This window comes from Pseudanabaenaceae cyanobacterium SKYG29, from assembly GCA_025055675.1.
Classification (GTDB): domain Bacteria; phylum Cyanobacteriota; class Cyanobacteriia; order Pseudanabaenales; family Pseudanabaenaceae; genus M5B4.
In genome coordinates this window covers 522918-541302 of the sequence record JANWWT010000001.1, presented here as the reverse complement: position 1 = coordinate 541302, position 18385 = coordinate 522918, and the positions used below count along the sequence as shown (strand labels likewise).

Sequence of the window (18385 nt, the reverse complement as noted above, 5' to 3'; positions counted from 1 at the left end):
GTGTAGAGCTAGAACCTTGTGTTAAGAATTCTAGCCTAACTACAATTGCTCTCAGCTTAACACATCTTAACGTTATCCAGAACACCACCTCCAGGAGTAGTTGCGCCTCAAGTCTTCTGGCAATTTGTTACATCGCTGTTGTAGGATAATTTAATAATTTTTTAATATTTCTGGTATCGATCGGTATAAGTGCTTATACATCTTGAAGGAAGGGCAAGCTAATGTCAGTGTGGCAAAATAATTGGACAGAGCGGGAGAGGGGCAAGTCTGTGGCAAAACATTTACTGGTTGGTTCAACGCGGGGAGGGAGTGGTAAGTCAGCGGTTATCTTAGGTTTGGGGTTGCACCTGCAAAAGCGTGGGCTAGCGGTAGGGTATGGTAAGCCCTTAGGTACATTTACTTCTAAGGAGTTACCCCAGGATGCCTACCCACTGGAGGTGGATGTCAAGTTTATTACCCAAGCTTTGGGGTTGCCCCCCAGTTTGATTCGCCCTACGTTGCTGTACCTCGATCGTCGTTCCTTAGAGCAGCAATTGCGTGCTCCCCAGGATTACAGTTCCCAGCTACGTCAGTATCACGCCTACAGTGAGGGGGATTTGGTACTAGTGGAAGCCCCAGCCAATACAGCAGAAGGAGCAATTTTCGGACTGTCCTTGCGACAAATGGCTGAAGCCCTGGCAGCTCCCATTTTGTTAGTGGTACGGCACAGCGATTTGCTGGTGGCAGATCACCTCCTAGTGGCAAAAGAGCGCATGGGGGGCTACTTAATGGGGGTAGTAATCAATGACATTCCCCCCCAGTCCATGGAGTTTGCCCGATCGGTTTTGACTCCTTTTTTAGAAGAGCGGGGAATTGCGGTGTTGGCGGTGATGCCCGAAAGTCGGATTTTGCGCAGTATCAGTGTAGCTGCCTTGGTGGAGGAGTTGGAAGCAGAGATACTCTATGCCCCTGACACTTTGCCGTTGACAGAGATTCTGATTGAGGACTTGAAAATTGGGGCTATGGATGTCAATTCTGCCCAGGTGTTTTTCCGCAGCGCTCCCCAAAAAGCAGTGGTAACAGGTAGCAGCAGAGTAGATTTGCAACTGGCAGCCCTGGAAACATCCACAGTTTGTCTAATTTTGACGGGTACCCCCCATGTGACACCAGAGGTACGGCAGCGGGCAGCGGAATTTGAAGTGCCCATCCTAGCTGTTAACAAGGACACTCTGACAACAGTAGAGATCATTCGGGAGTGCTTGGGGCAAGTGCGGTTACAGGAAGGGCTAAAAGTGAAATGTATTGTGGATTTACTGAGCGACCACTTTGACTTCCCCCGCTTCTATCGTCTGATGGAACTACCGGTGGCTGCAGCTAAGCCTTAGGTAATTGGATTGTCACCTGGGTACCCACTCCTTCGGTACTATCGATTCCGATCGTGCCTCCTATCTGTTCCAGGAGTTGTTTAGCAATGGCTAGACCAAGACCACTACCTTCGATCTCCTTATTTACCTTGTCACTGCGGAAGTGGCGTTGAAAAACGTGGGGTAAGTCTGCAGTAGAAATGCCTATGCCTGTGTCTTCTACTACAATTTGGCAGTGATGGTTGGTTACAGCCACTGTGAGAGTAACATTGCCACCAGGGGGTGTATACTTGATGGCGTTGTCCAGAATGTTACCGATTGCTTCCCGTAAGGCACTGGGGTGAGCTTTGACCAAGACAGGGTCTTTGGGCAGGAGGGTAGTAAACTGGAGACCCTTACTGTGGGCTAGGCTGGCAAAGGATGTGGCGATCGGTTCCAGTACCTCCGTCAGGTTAATAGGAGCAGGGGGTAGCAACAGGGAAGTAGCAGCAGGGGAGAGCAGGGGTGTTTGCTTGACTTCCCCTAACAATTCCTGCAGGTGAACAGTTTCCCGCACAATGCCCTTAGCAAGGGAATGATTGGGGTCGCTAGGTAAAATCCGTTTCACCAGTAGTTGGGCAAAGGTACGAATAGCAGTAACAGGATTTTTCAGTTGGTGGAGAAGATTAGCTAACAAGTCCCGTTCCTGTTTTTGTTGCTGCAACAGCCACTGATACCGCTGGTCTAGGGCACAGGCAATCGCCAGGGTACGACCAATTGCCTCTATTTGTTGTTGTTCTGCCGCTGTCCAGCCCTTTTCCTTTTCTGACACCAGTAACCCCAATATCCCCTCTTCATAGACCAGGGGCACAATCAGACGTCCTTGGGACAAGTGGGAGTCCCGATCGGGTGGTAAAGCTGGTTTGTCCTGGGGATAAGAAGCTAATTCCACCCACTGGGATGTTCCCTCAGGAGTAGTTTGGGCTAGATAAAGCACTGCCGACAGTAAACCCAGACTCTGCACCGCCAAGAGCAATTGGGCTTGCACGATCGCTTCCAGATCGGGACTAGCAGTAAACATCACAGGGCGCTGAGGAGTAAACAAAACAAACCTACCAGGACAACGATCGTACTAAACACGTTATTCCAACTTTGATGATAACTGCGAAAAGTTTGTTTTTCCCCCACCAGGGGACGCAGAGTAGCAAGATCAAGCACAGGAGCACGGAAGCGGCGAAACCAACCCGCCACGATCACTGATTCCCCCGTCAATTGTTCCAGTCTCTGCACCACGGCAACGCGGTCCTGGTACCACTCGATCGGTTCTGCTAGGGCATTGACGAGCAAGATTCCTCCCTGGTCTTCCAGTTTTAGCAGATAGCGCAAGGGGTCTTGAGCACTGTAGCTGAGGAGTTCCCCTGGCAATTGTACAGGTTCTCCCCGTACAGCACTGGCATAGGGGTCAAGGAGGAGACTGACTAAATCTGTATCCCGCACCCGCCGATAGGGAGGAAAGCGCAATGCCCCCACAAACATCAAACCGAAGCCCCACCCGAGGGAAATAAAACTAATAGTTAGCCAAGAATTGTACAGATCGAGGAGGACATTGAGAACTTCAGCCCCAATCAATCCAACCAGAGGGGCTAACCAGGGAGAGACATGGATTAAGAAATCCCGACCAAACCGATGGCGCAGTTGTCTCTTACTGAGTTTTCTGTTTAGCAAGTCAGAGAACTGATACTCAGGTATTAATCCCAATTGTTGGGCATAGAAAGTTAATCTACGCAGACGTTTGCCGATGGGGGGATGGGTAGATTGCCACTCCAGCCAACTTGCCCAGGGGTTAAAGAGTTCCCACAAAAACACCTCATAAATATTTTTATCCGACTGCCGTGAGTAAAGAATTTCCCAAGCAATACCAACTGCGATGACATTCTGGTAGTCGTAGACCCCCAATCCCCGTGTTGATGCTAGAATCCTTGCCTGCATTTCCTGGGGAATACCTGCCACTAAACCCCTAGCCATTTTGGGCAGCGCCCGCATCACGCCATTGGGATTACCCGTCAGTTCCGCCGCAAACCGATCGTTCAAATAGGTTGTTGCCCTGAGTAAACCACTGCTCAAATAATGACTGAGGTCAAAGAAAAAGTGGGCAGCAATAGCACACCATTTCGCCAACCGTGCCAGATACCATTTGACCTTACTGGATTTTCCCTGTTTGAGAACAAAACTCCATCGCTCTAACTGTACAGATAGCAGATAGAAAAGCTGCGTTGGAAGGCTGACAAACGTTAAAATGAAACAACTGCCGTTAGCTATTCTACCCAACAAATGGGCAATCGTACAGGCAACTTCATCCTCATCTAAAACTTCAAACAGCCCCCTGCTGACAACTATGCGCACTGAATTCGGTAAAACGCCATAACAAAAAGCAACAGGCTGGGGAGCATCAATCCAACCCAAACGGGGAATACCTAAGTTGCGCACATCACAGAAAAATTGCACCAATTCTACTGCCTCAGGACTACGGAATTCCAACTCCCCCCAAGTGATCCACTGCACATTTTGATAGCGTTTTTGCGTAATATCAATCAGCCAGGGGGACATAAAATAAAGTAGTACAGACGTAATGACAGTTACAGTCCCTAAAACCCACCACCAACCAGGGGTAATTTCCAAGACAAATCTGGTCAACCAAAACAGATAAAACCCCAAAATCAGACTAACAAAAACAAGCAAAGTAGCGATAGCAGCACCTAGACAAATCCACCGATCGCCCTTTTTTTGAGATAAAACTACGTTACGACGGCGATAGCGATTAGCTTGGGCAGTAACTACTGCTTCAGTTTGGGGAGCATTCGCCACCACAGGAACAAACTCACCCAATTCCTTTTGTAAATTCAGTAAATACTTTTTTGCCCAATCTTGAGTTTGTAGGTCAGCAGAGTTGAGTAATTTCTCACAGAGTGCTCTAGCTTTGTCCAACTGCCCCGATCGATGCCAGGCAGTAACTAACCACATCTGGGCTTGGAGAAAATCGGGGGCATGGGGGTCGGGGTGGTCTTGACAGTAGGCTTGCAAGAGAGCGATCGCCTCCGTATAGCGCTTCCTTTGCAGATATTCCTTGGCAACTCTGAGGGACATAACTAAATCCCAACTCCCCTATAATTTTACCCGCCCTTGACATTATTTTACTGTTAACCCTTGGCACTAATAGCTAAACATAATAAACTCAATTAGAGGGCTTGAGGGGAATAATGAACAAGCTGTTTAGGTATGTAACCGTTAGCTTAGCCATTTGTCTACTGATTGGGGGTATTTACTTTATCAACCGATTTGTCACTTCTTCCTCAAGTTTTACTCTCCAAATTCTCCATGCTAGTGATTTAGAGGCCTCCCTCAATGCTATCAAGGATGCGCCGAATTTTGCCGCCGTTGTTGATGCCTTGCGTCCCACTTTTGCCAATACAATTGTCGTTTCTAGTGGGGATAACTACTTACCTAGTCCCTTCTATAATGCCAGTACTGATCCCAGTTTAGCGGCACGGTATAATTTTACTCCAGGCAAAGCTGATATAGAAATAGCCAATGCCATTGGGTTGCAGGCTTCTGCCTTTGGCAATCATGATTTTGACCAGGGTTTACGGCAAGTGCGGGATTTAATAACACCAGATAGCAAACGGGGCTATAGTGGTGCTAATTTCCCCTATTTGAGTGCCAATTTAGACTTCCAACCAGGGGACATAGATGCTGATAGTATAGCTCCTGATGGAGAGGAAGTTAGTCAAATTGCCCATAAAGTTGCCCATACCGCTGTCATTACAGTCAATGGTAAAAAGATTGGTTTATTAGGAGCAACTACCACTAGATTAGCTCAAATTTCTAGCCCTGGTAAGGATGTTGTTGTCAAAGGTTCTGTTGATAACACTGACCAAGTAGATAGCAAAGTTCTCCAACCATATGTTGATAGTTTAACTAAGGCGGGAATTAAATACATTATTCTCCTTGCCCACCTGCAGCAAATACAGAATGAAATTGAATTAGCATCTCAACTACGGGATGTGGATGTAATTATTGGGGGTGGTTCCCATCAAGTATTAGCCAAACCCACCGATCGTTTAAGACAAGACCCCCCTGATCGCCCTTTTGACACTTATCCCATCCAAAAAACTACAGCCACAGGAGAACCGATCGTTATCGTTAACACGGGGGCAAATTATCGTTATGTTGGTCGTCTGGTAGTTACTTTCGATGACAAAGGTATCATTACAAGAATTGATCCTGTCAGCGGTGCCTACGCTACAGACCCAGAAGGGGTAAAGGCAGTGAACGGCAAACCCAATCCCCGTGTCAGTCAAATAGTAGCAGAGATTGCCCGCATTATTGAGACAAAAGAGAAAAATATCTTTGGTCAGACGACAACATTTTTGAATGGAATACGCAATGAAGTACGCACGGAAGAAACTAACTTAGGCAATCTCGTTGCTGATGCTAATTTAGACTATGCTAAAACAATCGATCCTGCCACTGTCATCTCCTTCAAGAATGGCGGTGGCATCAGAGCACCGATCGGGGCAGTTACAGGTAATGGCGGTAGTGAACCAGTGCAAAGAATCCCCCCCTTAGCTAATCGATTTGCCAATAAACCAGCGGGGGCAATTTCCCAGTTAGACATTGAGACAGCCCTAGCTTTTAATAACAGTCTGACCCTGGTGACATTGACTGCAGCACAACTCAAACAAACCATGGAACATGCTGTTTCCCAATCAGCTCCTGGGGCAACTCCTGGTCGCTTTCCCCAAATCAGTGGTTTTAGTTTTAGTTTCGATCCGCAGCAGCCAGTAGGGCAGAGAATTCAATCTCTAGTAGTTGGTCAGGATGTCGTAGTAAAAGAAGGTAAACTACAGGGCAATCCCGACCGTACTTTTCGGGCAGTGACTCTTAATTATTTAGCTGATGGTGGTGATGATTATCCCCTACCTAGGTTTCCTAACTTAGACAGAAAAGATTTGGCAACAACCAAGCCGATCGGGTTTGATACACCTGGCAGTGAACAATATGCCCTTGCTACCTATCTGAGGAAAATTGGCACTGTCAATCTTGTGGATACAGCTGCCCAAGCTGACCAAAGAATTAAGAATTTAGCGTTGCAATGATACTATGGTAAATCTGCTAGAACTCCTACAAGAACCTTTTATGCAGCGGGCTTTGTGGGGGGGAGTTCTTCTAGGAATTTTGGGGGGATTATTAGGCTGTTTTGTCATTTTACGTGGTCTGTCTTTGTTTGGGGATACATTGGGTCACGCTAGCATTTTAGGGGTAGTAATCGCCGCTTTAACAGAATTACCACCTACTCCTACACTGATCTTGTTCGCTGTCATCTTTGGTATTACTATTCGCTTGTTAGCAGAACGTACGCACTTGGGGGAAGATACAATTTTGGGAGTAGCTTTAGCGGGGTCTGTGTCTTTGGCATTGATTGGCTTTACATTTGTGCGAGGATTCCGCGGCAATCTGACAGCTGTTTTATTCGGCGATATTTTGGCAATTAGTAATTCAGACTTAGTGATATTAGTAGTATTGTTAGCAGTAGTGATAACAGGTATCTACTTTACACTGCCCCAGCAAGTTTTAATCAGTCTTAGTATCGATTTAGCCCGGGTGAAAAAAATCCCTGTTTTAACCTATCAGTATAGTTTCGTTATTTTACTGGCAGCAGTAATAGCTTTATCCCTAAGAGCGGCAGGTATCTTATTAGTAAATGGTTTTTTGGTTATTCCTGCTGCTACTGCCCGTCTTCTATGTAATAGGTTTATCCCATTTCTGATGTTATCTGCCACAATTGGTGTCCTTAGCGCTGTAACAGGTGTAGTTACTTCTGCTTGGTTTAACCTGCCGTGTGGCCCTTGCATAATTTTGCTGCAGATATTATCCTTTCTAGGAGCAGTAATTAGCAGTAGACACTAGTGCCCGCAAGCGCAATTCAAAGGGAGTAGGATTAATGTAGTGCCAGTTGAATACAGGCAAGGACAGTGGCATTTGTCTGCTAGGGGGAACGGAGAAAATAACGTTGCTACAAATCGATCGTTCAAACTCTTTACTGAAGCGGTAGCACGGTTCACCACGCCGTTGCCAGAATTTGAGAATGTCAGTGACAGAATTAACTTTATATCGTCCACGATAAATAGCTTCTACAATTGCTAGTCTAATCCATTCAGGGTCAAACTCTGCCCACTCTTCTAGTACCCTTTCCACGGAAAGATTGCCACAGTCAAAACGATAATAGTGGAGTAAAGCGGATAGACTAGCCATAAAGAATGACATAGTTAAATGGTACGAGTTTATGATAGCATGAGCTAGTTTTGACAAAAAACACTCTGGATTAGTTAGGCTAATCTCTAGGAGGGCGAGGAAAAAGTTTTAACCTGCACAGGAGTTTCTGTGGTATACTGTAAGCCCTGGGGGTCGGTGCCCGAGTGGTTAATGGGGGCGGACTGTAAATCCGCTGGCTTGCGCCTACGCTAGTTCGAATCTAGCCCGGCCCACCACTTTAGGAGAGTGTGCTGCTATAGCTCAGTAGGTAGAGCACGTCATTGGTAATGACGAGGTCACGGGTTCAAATCCCGTTAGCAGCTTAGTAAAGCTATCAGACTAGCAGGAGCCACGGTAGTGTAGTTGCTGGCTAGAGAGCGGGCTTTGTAAATTTTTTGTAAGTTTTTTCGTTTGTTTGGCCAATTTTAGCCTAGATAATAACCACAAGTGTAAGAGGAGAACAAAATGAATGTTGATGAACTAGTTAAAACATCCCTCAATCTTGTTACAGAGGGAGTGTTGAAGGCTATTGTTGCCATAATCTTATGGTTTGTGGGCAGACGGCTGATCAGTTTTGCCACCAGTTTAGTGGGCAAGGGACTGCGGGGACAAAGATTTGATGCAACTCTCGCTAGCTACATTGTCTCCAGTTTGGGGGTCTTACTCAACATAGTTTTGGTAGTAGCAATCCTGGGCTATTTTGGCATTGAAACCACTTCTTTTGCCGCTTTACTAGCAGCAGCTGGTGTAGCGATCGGGGCAGCCTGGAGTGGCTTACTAGCAAATTTTGCCGCAGGTGTATTCCTGGTAATTTTCCAGCCCTTCCGAGTGGGGGATTTTGTTGCGGCAGGGGGAGTAGAAGGCACTGTCAATGAAATTGGGTTGTTTGTTACCACAATTACCACGGTAGATAATATTCGCACCTACGTCGGTAATAACAGGATTTTTGCTGATAATATCCGAAACTTTTCTGCTAATCCCTATCGCCGCGTAGACTTAGTTGCCCAGTTAGATCACAATGTCAATCACCAAGAAGCAATCAGATTACTGCGGGAACGTCTGGTGAATATTCCCAATGTAGTGTCTAACCCTGCCCCTGAGCTGGAAATTTTAGAATTTAACCTGGCGGGAACCGTGCTAGCTGTGCGTCCCTACTGTCATAATGATCATTATTGGCAGGTGTATTTCGATACTAACCGCGTGATCCGGGAGTGCTTCACGGAAGCCGAGTTCCCTGTACCCCAACACCATCTGCATATCGAACAAGGCTAAACCTATGTTCCTCTCCAACCCCTGGCTCCTCGGTGCACTGGTCAATGGTGTGTTGCTCACTATCGGTCTATTCCTACCCCGCAAGGCGCTAACCACAGCGGGTCTATTCCATGCCTTTGCATTGGGGGTGCTACTGTGGGGCTGTCTGGGTTGGCAGGGCTACCTGGTGATGATGACCTATTTTCTGCTAGGGACAGGGGTAACTTATGTGGGCAAAGACATCAAGGAAGCCAGGGGAATTGCGGAGAAACGATCGGGGGCACGGGGACCAGCTAATCTCTGGGGGTCCGCCTTTGTGGCAACGGTCTGTGCCGTGGGCTATGTTTTTTTTCCCCATCCCCTCTGGCAATTGGGCTATGTTGCCAGTGTGGCTACTAAGCTTGCTGATACCATGGCGAGTGAGGTAGGCAAGGCTTACGGACGAACTACTTATTTGATCACTAATTTGCAACTAGTGCCCCCAGGCACAGAAGGAGCAGTAAGCCTGGAAGGTACGCTGGCAGGGATATTGGGAGCGATCGTCCTTGCCTTGGTAGGCTGGCTTGTGGGTTTAATTAGCAATCCCCAGGAATTACTCCTCTGCGTGGGAGCGGCTTTTATTGCCACTAATCTAGAAAGTGTGATCGGCGCTACCCTACAATCCCGCTGGCAGTGGCTGACTAATGAAATCGTCAATGCTATCAATACCTGCTTGGGGGCAACGATCGCTGTTGGGTTACGGTTACTGATTAGCCGCTAAGCTATAGACGCTCACCCGCTGGCGAGTTTTGCCGTAGCGTTCAAATTTGACTACCCCATCGATGAGAGCGAAGAGAGTGTCATCTCCACCAATGCCGACATTTTTGCCAGGGTGAAACTTGGTGCCCCGTTGGCGTACTAGAATGTTCCCTGCTCTAACTACTTGACCACCAAAGCGCTTTACCCCTAACCGTTGGGCATTAGAATCCCGACCGTTGCGGGTGCTACCAGAACCTTTCTTATGTGCCATGTTGCTTCTCCTTCCTCGTCCTTCCTATTGTACTGTAGTGGGCTGGGGCGCAGCGTCCAAACGGATGGTATCAACCATAATTCTAGTCAGTTGCTGCCGATGTCCCCGTTTCTTGCGCGTCTTTTTCTTAGGTTTCATCTTATAAACGATCACTTTTTTGGCTTTGTAGTGCTTGAGGACTGTCACATCAACACAAGCATTAGGGACATGGGGTTGCCCCACCACGATCGTGCCATCGAGGTTGACCAGTAGGACATTGGTAATAGAGAATTTATCCCCTACTTCTCGATGAAGTAATTCGACATCGATAAAGCGTCCTGGCTCTACCTGGTACTGTTTGCCACCTGTTTCGATAATTGCGTAACCCATAACTTGCTCCTAACTAAAGTTAACGCTGGCAGGGCACAGGGTCAGCCCCTTTCAAGCGCAAAGAATTCTATACTAGCATGAAGCTCTGGTTTTGGGTAGGTAATACCCGAGGCTTAACTATGGAGAAGTGCTGTACCAAGTTAACCCAATTTCTACTTCCTTGCTTCTGAGTCGATTATTGCGATATTATTGCATTTGGTTAGAAAATTATGGCTAGGCAGTGCGATACTCTCTCATCTTCTGTGTAGTGGTTTTCCTGGGGATTTTTCTCTCCCCTATCCTGTTTGTTTTAGGTAGCATTTTTGCCTATAACCACGAAACTTGGCACCACCTTGCCCAAACAGTTCTCTGGGAATATATCCTCAACTCTATTTATCTATCGATCGGGGTGGCCGTCGGCACTGTAGTCATCGGTGTCAGTACGGCGTGGTTAGTAAGTATGTGTAGGTTTCCCAGCCGATCGTGGTGGGAATGGCTGTTACTGATGCCTTTGGCTTCCCCTGCCTATATCCTAGCCTATGTCTATACAGAATTTTTAGCTTTTTACGGTCCTGTGCAGACCCATTTGCGCCAGTGGTTTGGTTGGCAAGCTATGGCAGATTACTGGTTTCCCAATATCCGATCGTTAGGGGGCGGCATCCTGATGCTGACTTTGGTGCTCTATCCCTACGTCTATCTGCTGGCACGGGTGGCATTCCTGGAGCAATCGGTGTGTACGATGGAAGCCAGTCGGTCTTTGGGGGCAAATCCCTGGCGTAGTTTCTGGCAGGTGGCTCTCCCCCTAGCCCGTCCTTCTATTGTCAGTGGGGTTACCTTGGCATTGATGGAAACTCTCAATGACTATGGCACGGTGCAGTACTTTGGTATTGATACCTTTACTACGGGAATTTTTCGCACTTGGTTCGGCTTGGGGGAACGACAGACGGCAATGCAATTGGCAGCAGTATTGACTCTGCTGGTGTTGTGGCTGATTTTGGTAGAAGGATGGACTAGAAGACAGAACCGCTACTACCAGGACTTTAGGTTACACCAGTCCCCTGTGCGCTATCAGTTGAGGGGGTGGCGAGCCTGGGGGGCAATTTTGGTCTGTGCTTTACCTGTGGTACTGGGCTTCTTTTTGCCCCTAGCCCTGTTAATCGAGATGGTGTGGGAGCATAAATCCATCGGTCGGGATTTCTTTCTGCTGAGTCGCAATAGTTTTCTGCTGGCGCTGGTGGCGGCACTTCTGGGCGCTGTCCTGGGTACGGTGTTGGCTTACATCAAGCGAGTGGGACGGGAGAGGCTAGTACAGTATGGCTTGTATTTGGCTTCTATGGGTTATTCCATCCCTGGGTCAGTGATTGCTGTGGGTACGCTAGTACCCCTGGGGACAGTAGATCAGTGGTTGAATGATTTTTGCCAAAATACGATCGGGACTCGCCCTGGGTTGGTTTTAAGTGGCAGTCTGTTTGCTCTTGTTTTTGCCTATCTGGTCAGGTTTCTGGCGATTCCTTTTAATGCCATTAGTGCCAGTTTGGAGAAAGTGAAACCCAACTTAGATGAAGCTGCCCAAAGTCTAGGCAGTCCCCAGTTTGCCAATCTCTGGAAAATTCATACCCCCCTAATCCAGGGCAGCATTTTGACTAGTTCTCTGATTTTGTTTGTCGATGTCATGAAAGAATTGCCTGCCACGATCGTTATGCGCCCCTTTAATTGGGAGACCTTGGCTGTACGAGTATACCAGTATGCCTCTGATGAACGTCTGATGGAAGCCACTGCCCCTGCCTTGATGATATTGCTGGTGGGATTAATTCCTGTGTTGATTCTCAGTTGGCAAATCAAGCGCACACGTCCCCAGAATTAGCTGCTTTTTGTTTGCGGGGTCTGGGTAGGATAGGGGCTAGGGATTTGTGTTCTCCTAGGAGGAAGTGTACGTATTTTTCTTCGATTTTGTAACACTGTCCCAAAAAGGTGGGGATAGTCATTTCCCGTTTGAGTATCTTAATAATGCGTTTTTTTAGGAGTTTGCCATTTGTCAGAAAGGAAAGACGATTAACCTGCCATTCCTTATCGTTCTTGGAGAAAAGACGGAGGGCTAAATCAATTGTTGGTAATCTGGCGTTGGTATCGTCTTCATTCAAAATCATGAACAGTTTTTCGTAACGGCGGGCAATCTCAGGGGCAAGACCAAGCAAAATGACATTCTTTTCAAATTCATTCAACTTAAAATGCTGGCATAACTCTGGCAGAGCGAGAAACACTCCCGCCTCTTTGCTTTTCTGAATCCGATCGCTAATTCTGACGCAGGGGCTAGGTTGTTCCTTGGGTACTTCCCGCCCGCCTTGGGCAGGGTCAAGGGTGACAAAGCCATACCACCAATGGGCAGTCGCCCGATCGGTTGCCGTTTTCGCCACTTTGTTTATTTCATGGGTAATTTGTCGTTGCCGTGCCACTGCTTTGGTAATCACCCGATCGAGCCAACTGATCTCGGCTTTGATGTAACTGAGATTGTCGGGGAAGGGAGTCATGCAATGCCTTTGCGTAGAATGCCACGGATGGAAATCGCAATCAATATTCCCAAACCTAACAAAATCAGGAGAGAATTAGCCAGAGTTAAATCACCCCAGGGTGCCTCTAACACCACTGCTTGCCACTGCCATTGGGGATGACTATAGACATAACGAATTGGCTCGATCGCTAAAGAGAGGGGATTGAGACTGGCAAGCCATTGCAACCAAGTGGGCATGACTGACAGGGGGGCTAAAGCGGTGCTGGAGAAGATAAGAGGTAGGTTGACCAAAAAAATTAACGCTAACATCTCTTGGTGCCCCGGCAGGGCAAAAGCCACCGCCAAACTCAACATAGTGAAGTTGATGACCACTAAGCCCACCACCAAAGCCAGTATCGCCAAGCCACTAGCATTAGGTAACGTCGCTCCCATCAAAGCACTGACCAGAATAATTGCCGCCGATTGTATTAAACTCAGACTCAAAATGAAGACCGCCGAGGCTAGAACAATAGAAAAACGAGAAGCCAAGGGAGCAACCAAAATCCGTTGCAAAAAGCCAAACTCGCGGTCAAACATCAGGGGCAACCCCGCATTCAAAGCACCGCTAAAGGCGGTAAAAACAACGATGCCCGCTGCTAAAAATTGGATGTAGCTCTGCCCTGCCCCCAAAAATTCCGTCGGTACATTGCGGAATAACGCACCAAACAGCAATAACCACATCAGGGGCTGCACTACCCCCACAATCAATGTGGCAGGACGACGCACCAACTGAAGGAACCAACGCTTAGTCAAAGCAACGGTCTCTTGGTAAAACTCAGCTAGCATATCCCTTATCCACGTTTCCCCTATCCAGTCTAATTCATAGACGACCAGCCAAGGGTTGTAGGTTGCCACTCTCCCTAGTAGCAAAATTTACCAAATACTGCGAAAAATTAAAGAAATTCCGTGCCCCGCTGTCACAATCAGAAAGTATTGTTAAAATAGCCAGTACGTCTTTTTATCTAGTAAAAGCTATGGTGGCGTATAGCATTCCAGGACAACCTTGGTTAGTGGCAGAACGGGATAGTTGCGGAGTTGGCTTCATTGCCGATCGGTTAGGGCGATCGAGTCATAAAATCCTGTCTTTAACCCTCAAAGCCCTGGAGTGCGTGGAACACCGCGGCGGTTGCAGTGCCGATCGGGATTCGGGGGATGGGTCTGGCGTACTTACAGCTATTCCCTGGCAAATTTTTCAGAGGGAAATGGTGGGGGTTGACCCCAATACCTGTGCAGTTGGCATGTTCTTCCTACCCCAAGACCCAGATAAGCAGACAATTTGTCGAGAGATAACCGCCACTGTAGCGCAAGAAGAGGGGTTGACTGTATTGGGTTGGCGGGTAGTGCCCTGCAATAAAGACGTGTTGGGCAGGCAGGCACGGGAAAACCTACCCCAGATTGAGCAAGCAGTTTTTCTCTCCCCGGATGACCGCTCTACCTACATTACAAGGCGGCGTATCAAGTTAGCCATTGAAAAACACTACCCCCACTGGCATCAGGAATTTTACATCGCTTCCCTATCAAAGAAAACCATTGTTTACAAAGGAATGGTACGGGCAGAGGTGCTCGATCGGTTCTACCTGGATTTACAAGACCCTGACTTTGTTACCCCCTTTGCTGTTTACCATCGGCGATTTAGTACCAACACCATGCCCAAATGGCATCTAGCTCAGCCCATGCGGTTGCTGGGACATAACGGGGAAATCAATACACTCCTGGGTAACATCAACTGGTTTAAGGCGCGGGAGGGGAGTTTAGAGCACCCTACCTGGGGCGATCGTTTAGCAGATATACGACCGATTTTGAAGGAGAATGAGAGCGATTCTGCCAATTTAGACCATGTATTTGAACTGTTGGTGGAGACAGGACGCAATCCCCTAGAAGCCTTGATGATTCTGGTACCCGAAGCCTACCGCAGTCAACCTGACCTGGAGGATAAACCAGCAATTGTTGACTTTTACGATTTCTACAGTGGTATTCAAGAACCCTGGGATGGTCCAGCCCTACTGGCATTTAGTGATGGCAAGGTGGTGGGTGCTCTCCTCGATCGCAATGGTCTGCGGCCGGCGCGCTATCTAATTACCAAGGACGATCTAGTGATTGTCAGTTCGGAAGCGGGCACGGTTCCTGTCCCGGAAGAGAATGTCCTGGAGAAGGGGAGATTGGGACCGGGGCAGACGATCGCTGTGGACTTGGAGCAGCAGCAGATTCTCAAGAATTGGGACATCAAACTCGACATTGCCCAACGCCAGCCCTACGGTCAGTGGGTGCGGGAACACCGCCTGGAACTTTTACCCCAACCCTTTGCTAACCACACTAGCCTAGACGAGAAGCGCCTGCTTGCCTACCAAACTGCCTTTGGCTACACCCAGGAAGACGTGGACATGGTGATTGAAGCCATGGCGGAGTCAGGCAAGGAACCGGTCTTTTGTATGGGGGACGATATTCCTTTGGCTGTGCTCTCCCAGCGCCCGCGACTCCTATATGACTACTTCAAGCAGCGTTTTGCCCAAGTGACCAATCCCGCCATTGACCCCTTACGGGAAGGGATGGTGATGTCTTTGGAGGTGTATCTGGGGCGCAAGGGGAACTTACTCAATCCCGACCCCACAGCAGCCCGTCTAGTGCATTTACAATCTCCTGTCCTGAATGAGGCGGAGCTGGAAGCCCTCTACGAAACTAACCGATCGGTACAATCTCTCCATATTCTCTTCCCCCTGGCTGATGGCATAGATGCCCTAGAGCAGACTATTGACACCCTATGTCAGCGGGCAGTGGAGCTGGTAAAAAATGGCTGTGAAATTTTGGTCCTGTCCGATCGGGGCTTGGATGCCAATTGGGCGTTTATTCCCCCCCTGTTGGCAGTGGGAGCGGTCCACCATCGCTTGATCCAGGAAGGCTTGCGCATGCAGGTATCTTTGGTGGTGGAAACAGCCCAATGTTGGAGTACCCATCATTTTGCCTGCTTGATTGGCTATGGGGCTAGTGCAGTATGTCCCTATTTGGCGCTGGAAACGGTGCGGCAGTGGTGGCAGAAACCCAAGACCCAAACCCTGATGGCACAGGGCAAGTTGAAGCAAATGACAGTGGCGGAGGTGCAAGCTAGTTATCGCCAGGCGGTGGAGGGGGGCTTACTGAAGATTCTCTCCAAGATGGGGATTTCCTTGCTATCTAGCTATCACGGGGCACAGATATTTGAAGCGATCGGGTTGGGGCAGGCAGTGATTGCCAAGTGTTTTGCGGGGACAGTTTCCCGTATAGGGGGCATGAACTTCCGCGATTTAGCCAGGGAGGTAATTAGCTTCCATCAGCAGGCTTTCCCTGAGTTGCAGGTACAAAAGTTAGAAAACGCGGGTTTTGTGCAATACCGTCCTGGTGGGGAATACCACATGAACTCTCCGGAAATGGTAAAAGCACTCCACAAGGCAGTGGAAGGCAAGGACTACAACCACTACGAACTCTATCGCCAGCATCTGGAAAACCGTCCCCCCACAGCACTGCGGGATTTATTGGAATTTCACTCCGATCGGGAGCCGATTCCCTTGGAAGAAGTAGAGCCGGCAGAGAATATTGTCAAGCGTTTTTGTACAGGGGCAATGTCTCTAGGGGCGCTCTCCCGGGAAGCCCACGAAGTCTTGGCAATCGCCATGAATCGGCTGGGGGGCAAATCTAACTGCGGTGAGGGGGGCGAAGACCCTATCCGGGCCCAGGTGATCGACGATGTCGACCCTGAGACTGGTATATCCCCCACATTTCCCCATCTGCGGGGTTTACGCAATGGTGATACCCCTAACTCGGCAATCAAACAGGTAGCGTCGGGGCGATTTGGCGTAACCCCTGCTTACCTTGTCAGTTCCGATCAGCTGGAAATCAAGATTGCCCAGGGAGCTAAGCCAGGGGAAGGGGGACAACTGCCAGGGACAAAGGTCAGTGAGTATATCGCCATGCTCCGCCATTCCAAGCCAGGGGTACAGCTGATCTCCCCACCCCCCCACCATGACATCTATTCGATCGAAGACCTTGCCCAGTTAATTTATGACCTGCACCAAATCAATCCCCGTGCCAAAGTTTCGGTCAAGCTAGTGGCGGAAATCGGCATCGGCACGGTAGCAGCAGGGGTAGCCAAGGCTAACGCAGACATCATTCAAATCTCTGGACACGATGGCGGGACAGGAGCTTCTCCCCTCAGTTCCATTAAACATGCTGGCGTTCCCTGGGAGTTGGGCTTAACCGAAGTACATCAGGTATTGCTGGAAAATCAGCTGCGCGATCGGGTGTTGCTGCGGGTAGACGGTGGCTTCAAGGCGGGCTGGGATGTAGTGATGGCGGCACTTTTGGGGGGTGAGGAATACGGCTTTGGCACAGCCGCAATGATTGCAGAGGGCTGCATTATGGCGCGAGTCTGTCATACCAACAAGTGCCCCGTGGGGGTCACGTCCCAGTTGGAGCAGTACCGTAAACGTTTCCCTGGAGTGCCTGACCATGTAGTCAATTTCTTCCTATTTGTGGCAGAGGAAGTCCGTCACATCTTGGCGCAGTTGGGCTATCGGTCGCTCCAGGAAATCATTGGGCGGTCTGACCTGTTGCGGCGACGGCAGGATGTGGAGTTGACCAAACTGGATGTTAATCAGATCGACCTAGACTGCCTACTGCGGTTGCCTGAGGTGAAAACCGATCGTGCTTGGCTTGCTCACCCAACTACAGCTCATAGTAACGGTACTGTCCTGGATGATGCCATTTTGGCGCGGGCGGACGTGCAAAGAGCGATCGAGGAACAGCAAGACCTAAACCTGCAGCTAACAATTGTTAATACCGATCGGGCGGTGGGGGCGCGCATAGCTGGAGTGATTGCCAAGAAGTATGGCGATAGTGGTTTAGCGAGTCGGCTGCGGTTGGAGTTTCGGGGGGCAGCGGGGCAGAGCTTCGGTGCCTTCAATATCGACGGGATGCATCTCCATCTGATTGGGGAAGCCAACGACTACGTAGGCAAGGGGATGCGGGGCGGCATGATCAGCATCACTCCCCCGGCGGGCTATACTTATGACCCCTCGGAGAACTCGATCGTAGGTAATACCTGTCTATATGGAGCCACAGGGGGGTATCTATTTGCCTATGGCAGGGCAGGGGAACGGTTTGCTGTGCGTAACTCTGGTGCTAAGGCAGTAATTGAAGGCGCAGGGGATCACTGTTGCGAATACATGACGGGGGGTGTAGTGGTTGTTCTGGGGACAACGGGGCGGAATGTCGGTGCCGGTATGACAGGGGGCATTGCCTACTTCCTAGATGAGGACGGTCGCTTCAAGGCGCGCTTGAGTAAGGAAACTCTGACGGTGCAAAGGGTGAAAACCCAGGCAGGAATTGCCCAACTGCAGGATTTGCTGCAGATGAGTTTAGCAGCAACGGGCAGCCACAAGGTGAAGTTAATTCTCGATCGCTGGGAAGACTATTTACCTCGATTCTGGCAAGTGGTTCCCCCTTCGGAACTGAATACACCTGAAGCCACTGATGCCGTTGCTTTGGATTCTGTGGTAGAACAGCAAACCCGATCGTTGAAGCTCTCCTTACCCCAGTGAACACCCATCGCAAAATCTAGAGGTA

14 protein-coding genes and 2 tRNA genes are annotated in these 18385 nt (G+C 49.0%); 9 read left to right on the top strand and 7 right to left on the bottom strand.

The annotated features are described in order from the left end of the window. Nucleotides 1-221: 221 nt before the first annotated feature. The gene (locus NZM01_02595) at nucleotides 222-1364 is read left to right on the top strand and encodes a phosphotransacetylase family protein (GenBank protein MCS6958919.1); all 1143 of its coding nucleotides are present in this window, start codon (nucleotides 222-224) and stop codon (nucleotides 1362-1364) included. On the opposite strand, the gene NZM01_02590 is transcribed toward NZM01_02595, so the two are convergent. After that, nucleotides 1354-2403: a GAF domain-containing sensor histidine kinase gene (locus tag NZM01_02590; GenBank protein MCS6958918.1), complete on the bottom strand. Its 1050-nt coding sequence runs from the start codon at nucleotides 2401-2403 to the stop codon at nucleotides 1354-1356. The genes NZM01_02595 and NZM01_02590 overlap by 11 nt on opposite strands. Then, the gene (locus NZM01_02585) at nucleotides 2403-4466 is read right to left on the bottom strand and encodes a zinc metalloprotease HtpX (protein ID MCS6958917.1); all 2064 of its coding nucleotides are present in this window, start codon (nucleotides 4464-4466) and stop codon (nucleotides 2403-2405) included. The genes NZM01_02590 and NZM01_02585 overlap by 1 nt, the downstream gene beginning before the upstream one ends. 113 nt (nucleotides 4467-4579) lie before the next feature. On the opposite strand from NZM01_02585, the gene NZM01_02580 reads away from it, so the two are divergent. Both NZM01_02580 and NZM01_02575 read left to right on the top strand, forming a co-directional pair. Further along, the gene (locus NZM01_02580) at nucleotides 4580-6478 is read left to right on the top strand and encodes a bifunctional metallophosphatase/5'-nucleotidase (GenBank protein MCS6958916.1); all 1899 of its coding nucleotides are present in this window, start codon (nucleotides 4580-4582) and stop codon (nucleotides 6476-6478) included. A 4-nt stretch (nucleotides 6479-6482) separates the two neighbouring features. After that, a complete protein-coding gene (locus tag NZM01_02575; GenBank protein ID MCS6958915.1) occupies nucleotides 6483-7289 on the top strand; it encodes a metal ABC transporter permease in 807 nt (268 codons plus the stop codon). Here the strand turns inward: NZM01_02575 and NZM01_02570 are convergent. Beyond that, complete coding sequence (locus NZM01_02570; protein MCS6958914.1) at nucleotides 7260-7634, bottom strand: hypothetical protein; 375 nt, start codon at nucleotides 7632-7634, stop codon at nucleotides 7260-7262. The two genes, NZM01_02575 and NZM01_02570, sit on opposite strands and share 30 nt — an antisense overlap. Nucleotides 7635-7784: 150 nt before the next feature. Here NZM01_02570 and NZM01_02565 point away from each other — a divergent pair. From NZM01_02565 to NZM01_02550, 4 genes are all read left to right on the top strand, one after another. Beyond that, nucleotides 7785-7870: transfer RNA gene (locus tag NZM01_02565), tRNA-Tyr, on the top strand. Nucleotides 7871-7884: 14 nt separating this feature from the next. After that, nucleotides 7885-7957, top strand: a tRNA-Thr gene (locus NZM01_02560). A 142-nt stretch (nucleotides 7958-8099) separates the two neighbouring features. Next, nucleotides 8100-8906, top strand: a complete 807-nt coding sequence (locus NZM01_02555; GenBank protein MCS6958913.1) for a mechanosensitive ion channel family protein — start codon at nucleotides 8100-8102, stop codon at nucleotides 8904-8906. A gap of 4 nt (nucleotides 8907-8910) precedes the next feature. After that, complete coding sequence (locus NZM01_02550) at nucleotides 8911-9645, top strand: TIGR00297 family protein (protein MCS6958912.1); 735 nt, start codon at nucleotides 8911-8913, stop codon at nucleotides 9643-9645. Here the strand turns inward: NZM01_02550 and rpmA are convergent. Both rpmA and rplU read right to left on the bottom strand, forming a co-directional pair. Next, entirely contained in the window at nucleotides 9628-9894 is a 267-nt protein-coding gene (gene rpmA, locus NZM01_02545) for a 50S ribosomal protein L27 (protein ID MCS6958911.1), read from the bottom strand. The two genes, NZM01_02550 and rpmA, sit on opposite strands and share 18 nt — an antisense overlap. 24 nt (nucleotides 9895-9918) lie before the next feature. Continuing rightward, nucleotides 9919-10263, bottom strand: a complete 345-nt coding sequence (gene rplU / locus NZM01_02540) for a 50S ribosomal protein L21 (GenBank protein MCS6958910.1) — start codon at nucleotides 10261-10263, stop codon at nucleotides 9919-9921. A 220-nt stretch (nucleotides 10264-10483) separates the two neighbouring features. Here rplU and NZM01_02535 point away from each other — a divergent pair, with 220 nt between their 5' ends. Further along, the gene (locus tag NZM01_02535) at nucleotides 10484-12106 is read left to right on the top strand and encodes an iron ABC transporter permease (protein ID MCS6958909.1); all 1623 of its coding nucleotides are present in this window, start codon (nucleotides 10484-10486) and stop codon (nucleotides 12104-12106) included. On the opposite strand, the gene NZM01_02530 is transcribed toward NZM01_02535, so the two are convergent. Both NZM01_02530 and NZM01_02525 read right to left on the bottom strand, forming a co-directional pair. Next, nucleotides 12081-12770 carry a hypothetical protein gene (locus tag NZM01_02530; GenBank protein ID MCS6958908.1) on the bottom strand — a complete coding sequence of 230 codons (690 nt, stop codon included), beginning with the start codon at nucleotides 12768-12770 and terminating at the stop codon, nucleotides 12081-12083. The two genes, NZM01_02535 and NZM01_02530, sit on opposite strands and share 26 nt — an antisense overlap. Then, the gene (locus tag NZM01_02525) at nucleotides 12767-13576 is read right to left on the bottom strand and encodes an ABC transporter permease (protein MCS6958907.1); all 810 of its coding nucleotides are present in this window, start codon (nucleotides 13574-13576) and stop codon (nucleotides 12767-12769) included. Before NZM01_02525 ends, NZM01_02530 begins: the two co-directional genes overlap by 4 nt. Before the next feature lie 188 nt (nucleotides 13577-13764). On the opposite strand from NZM01_02525, the gene NZM01_02520 reads away from it, so the two are divergent. Continuing rightward, complete coding sequence (locus tag NZM01_02520) at nucleotides 13765-18360, top strand: glutamate synthase-related protein (protein MCS6958906.1); 4596 nt, start codon at nucleotides 13765-13767, stop codon at nucleotides 18358-18360. Nucleotides 18361-18385: the final 25 nt, after the last annotated feature.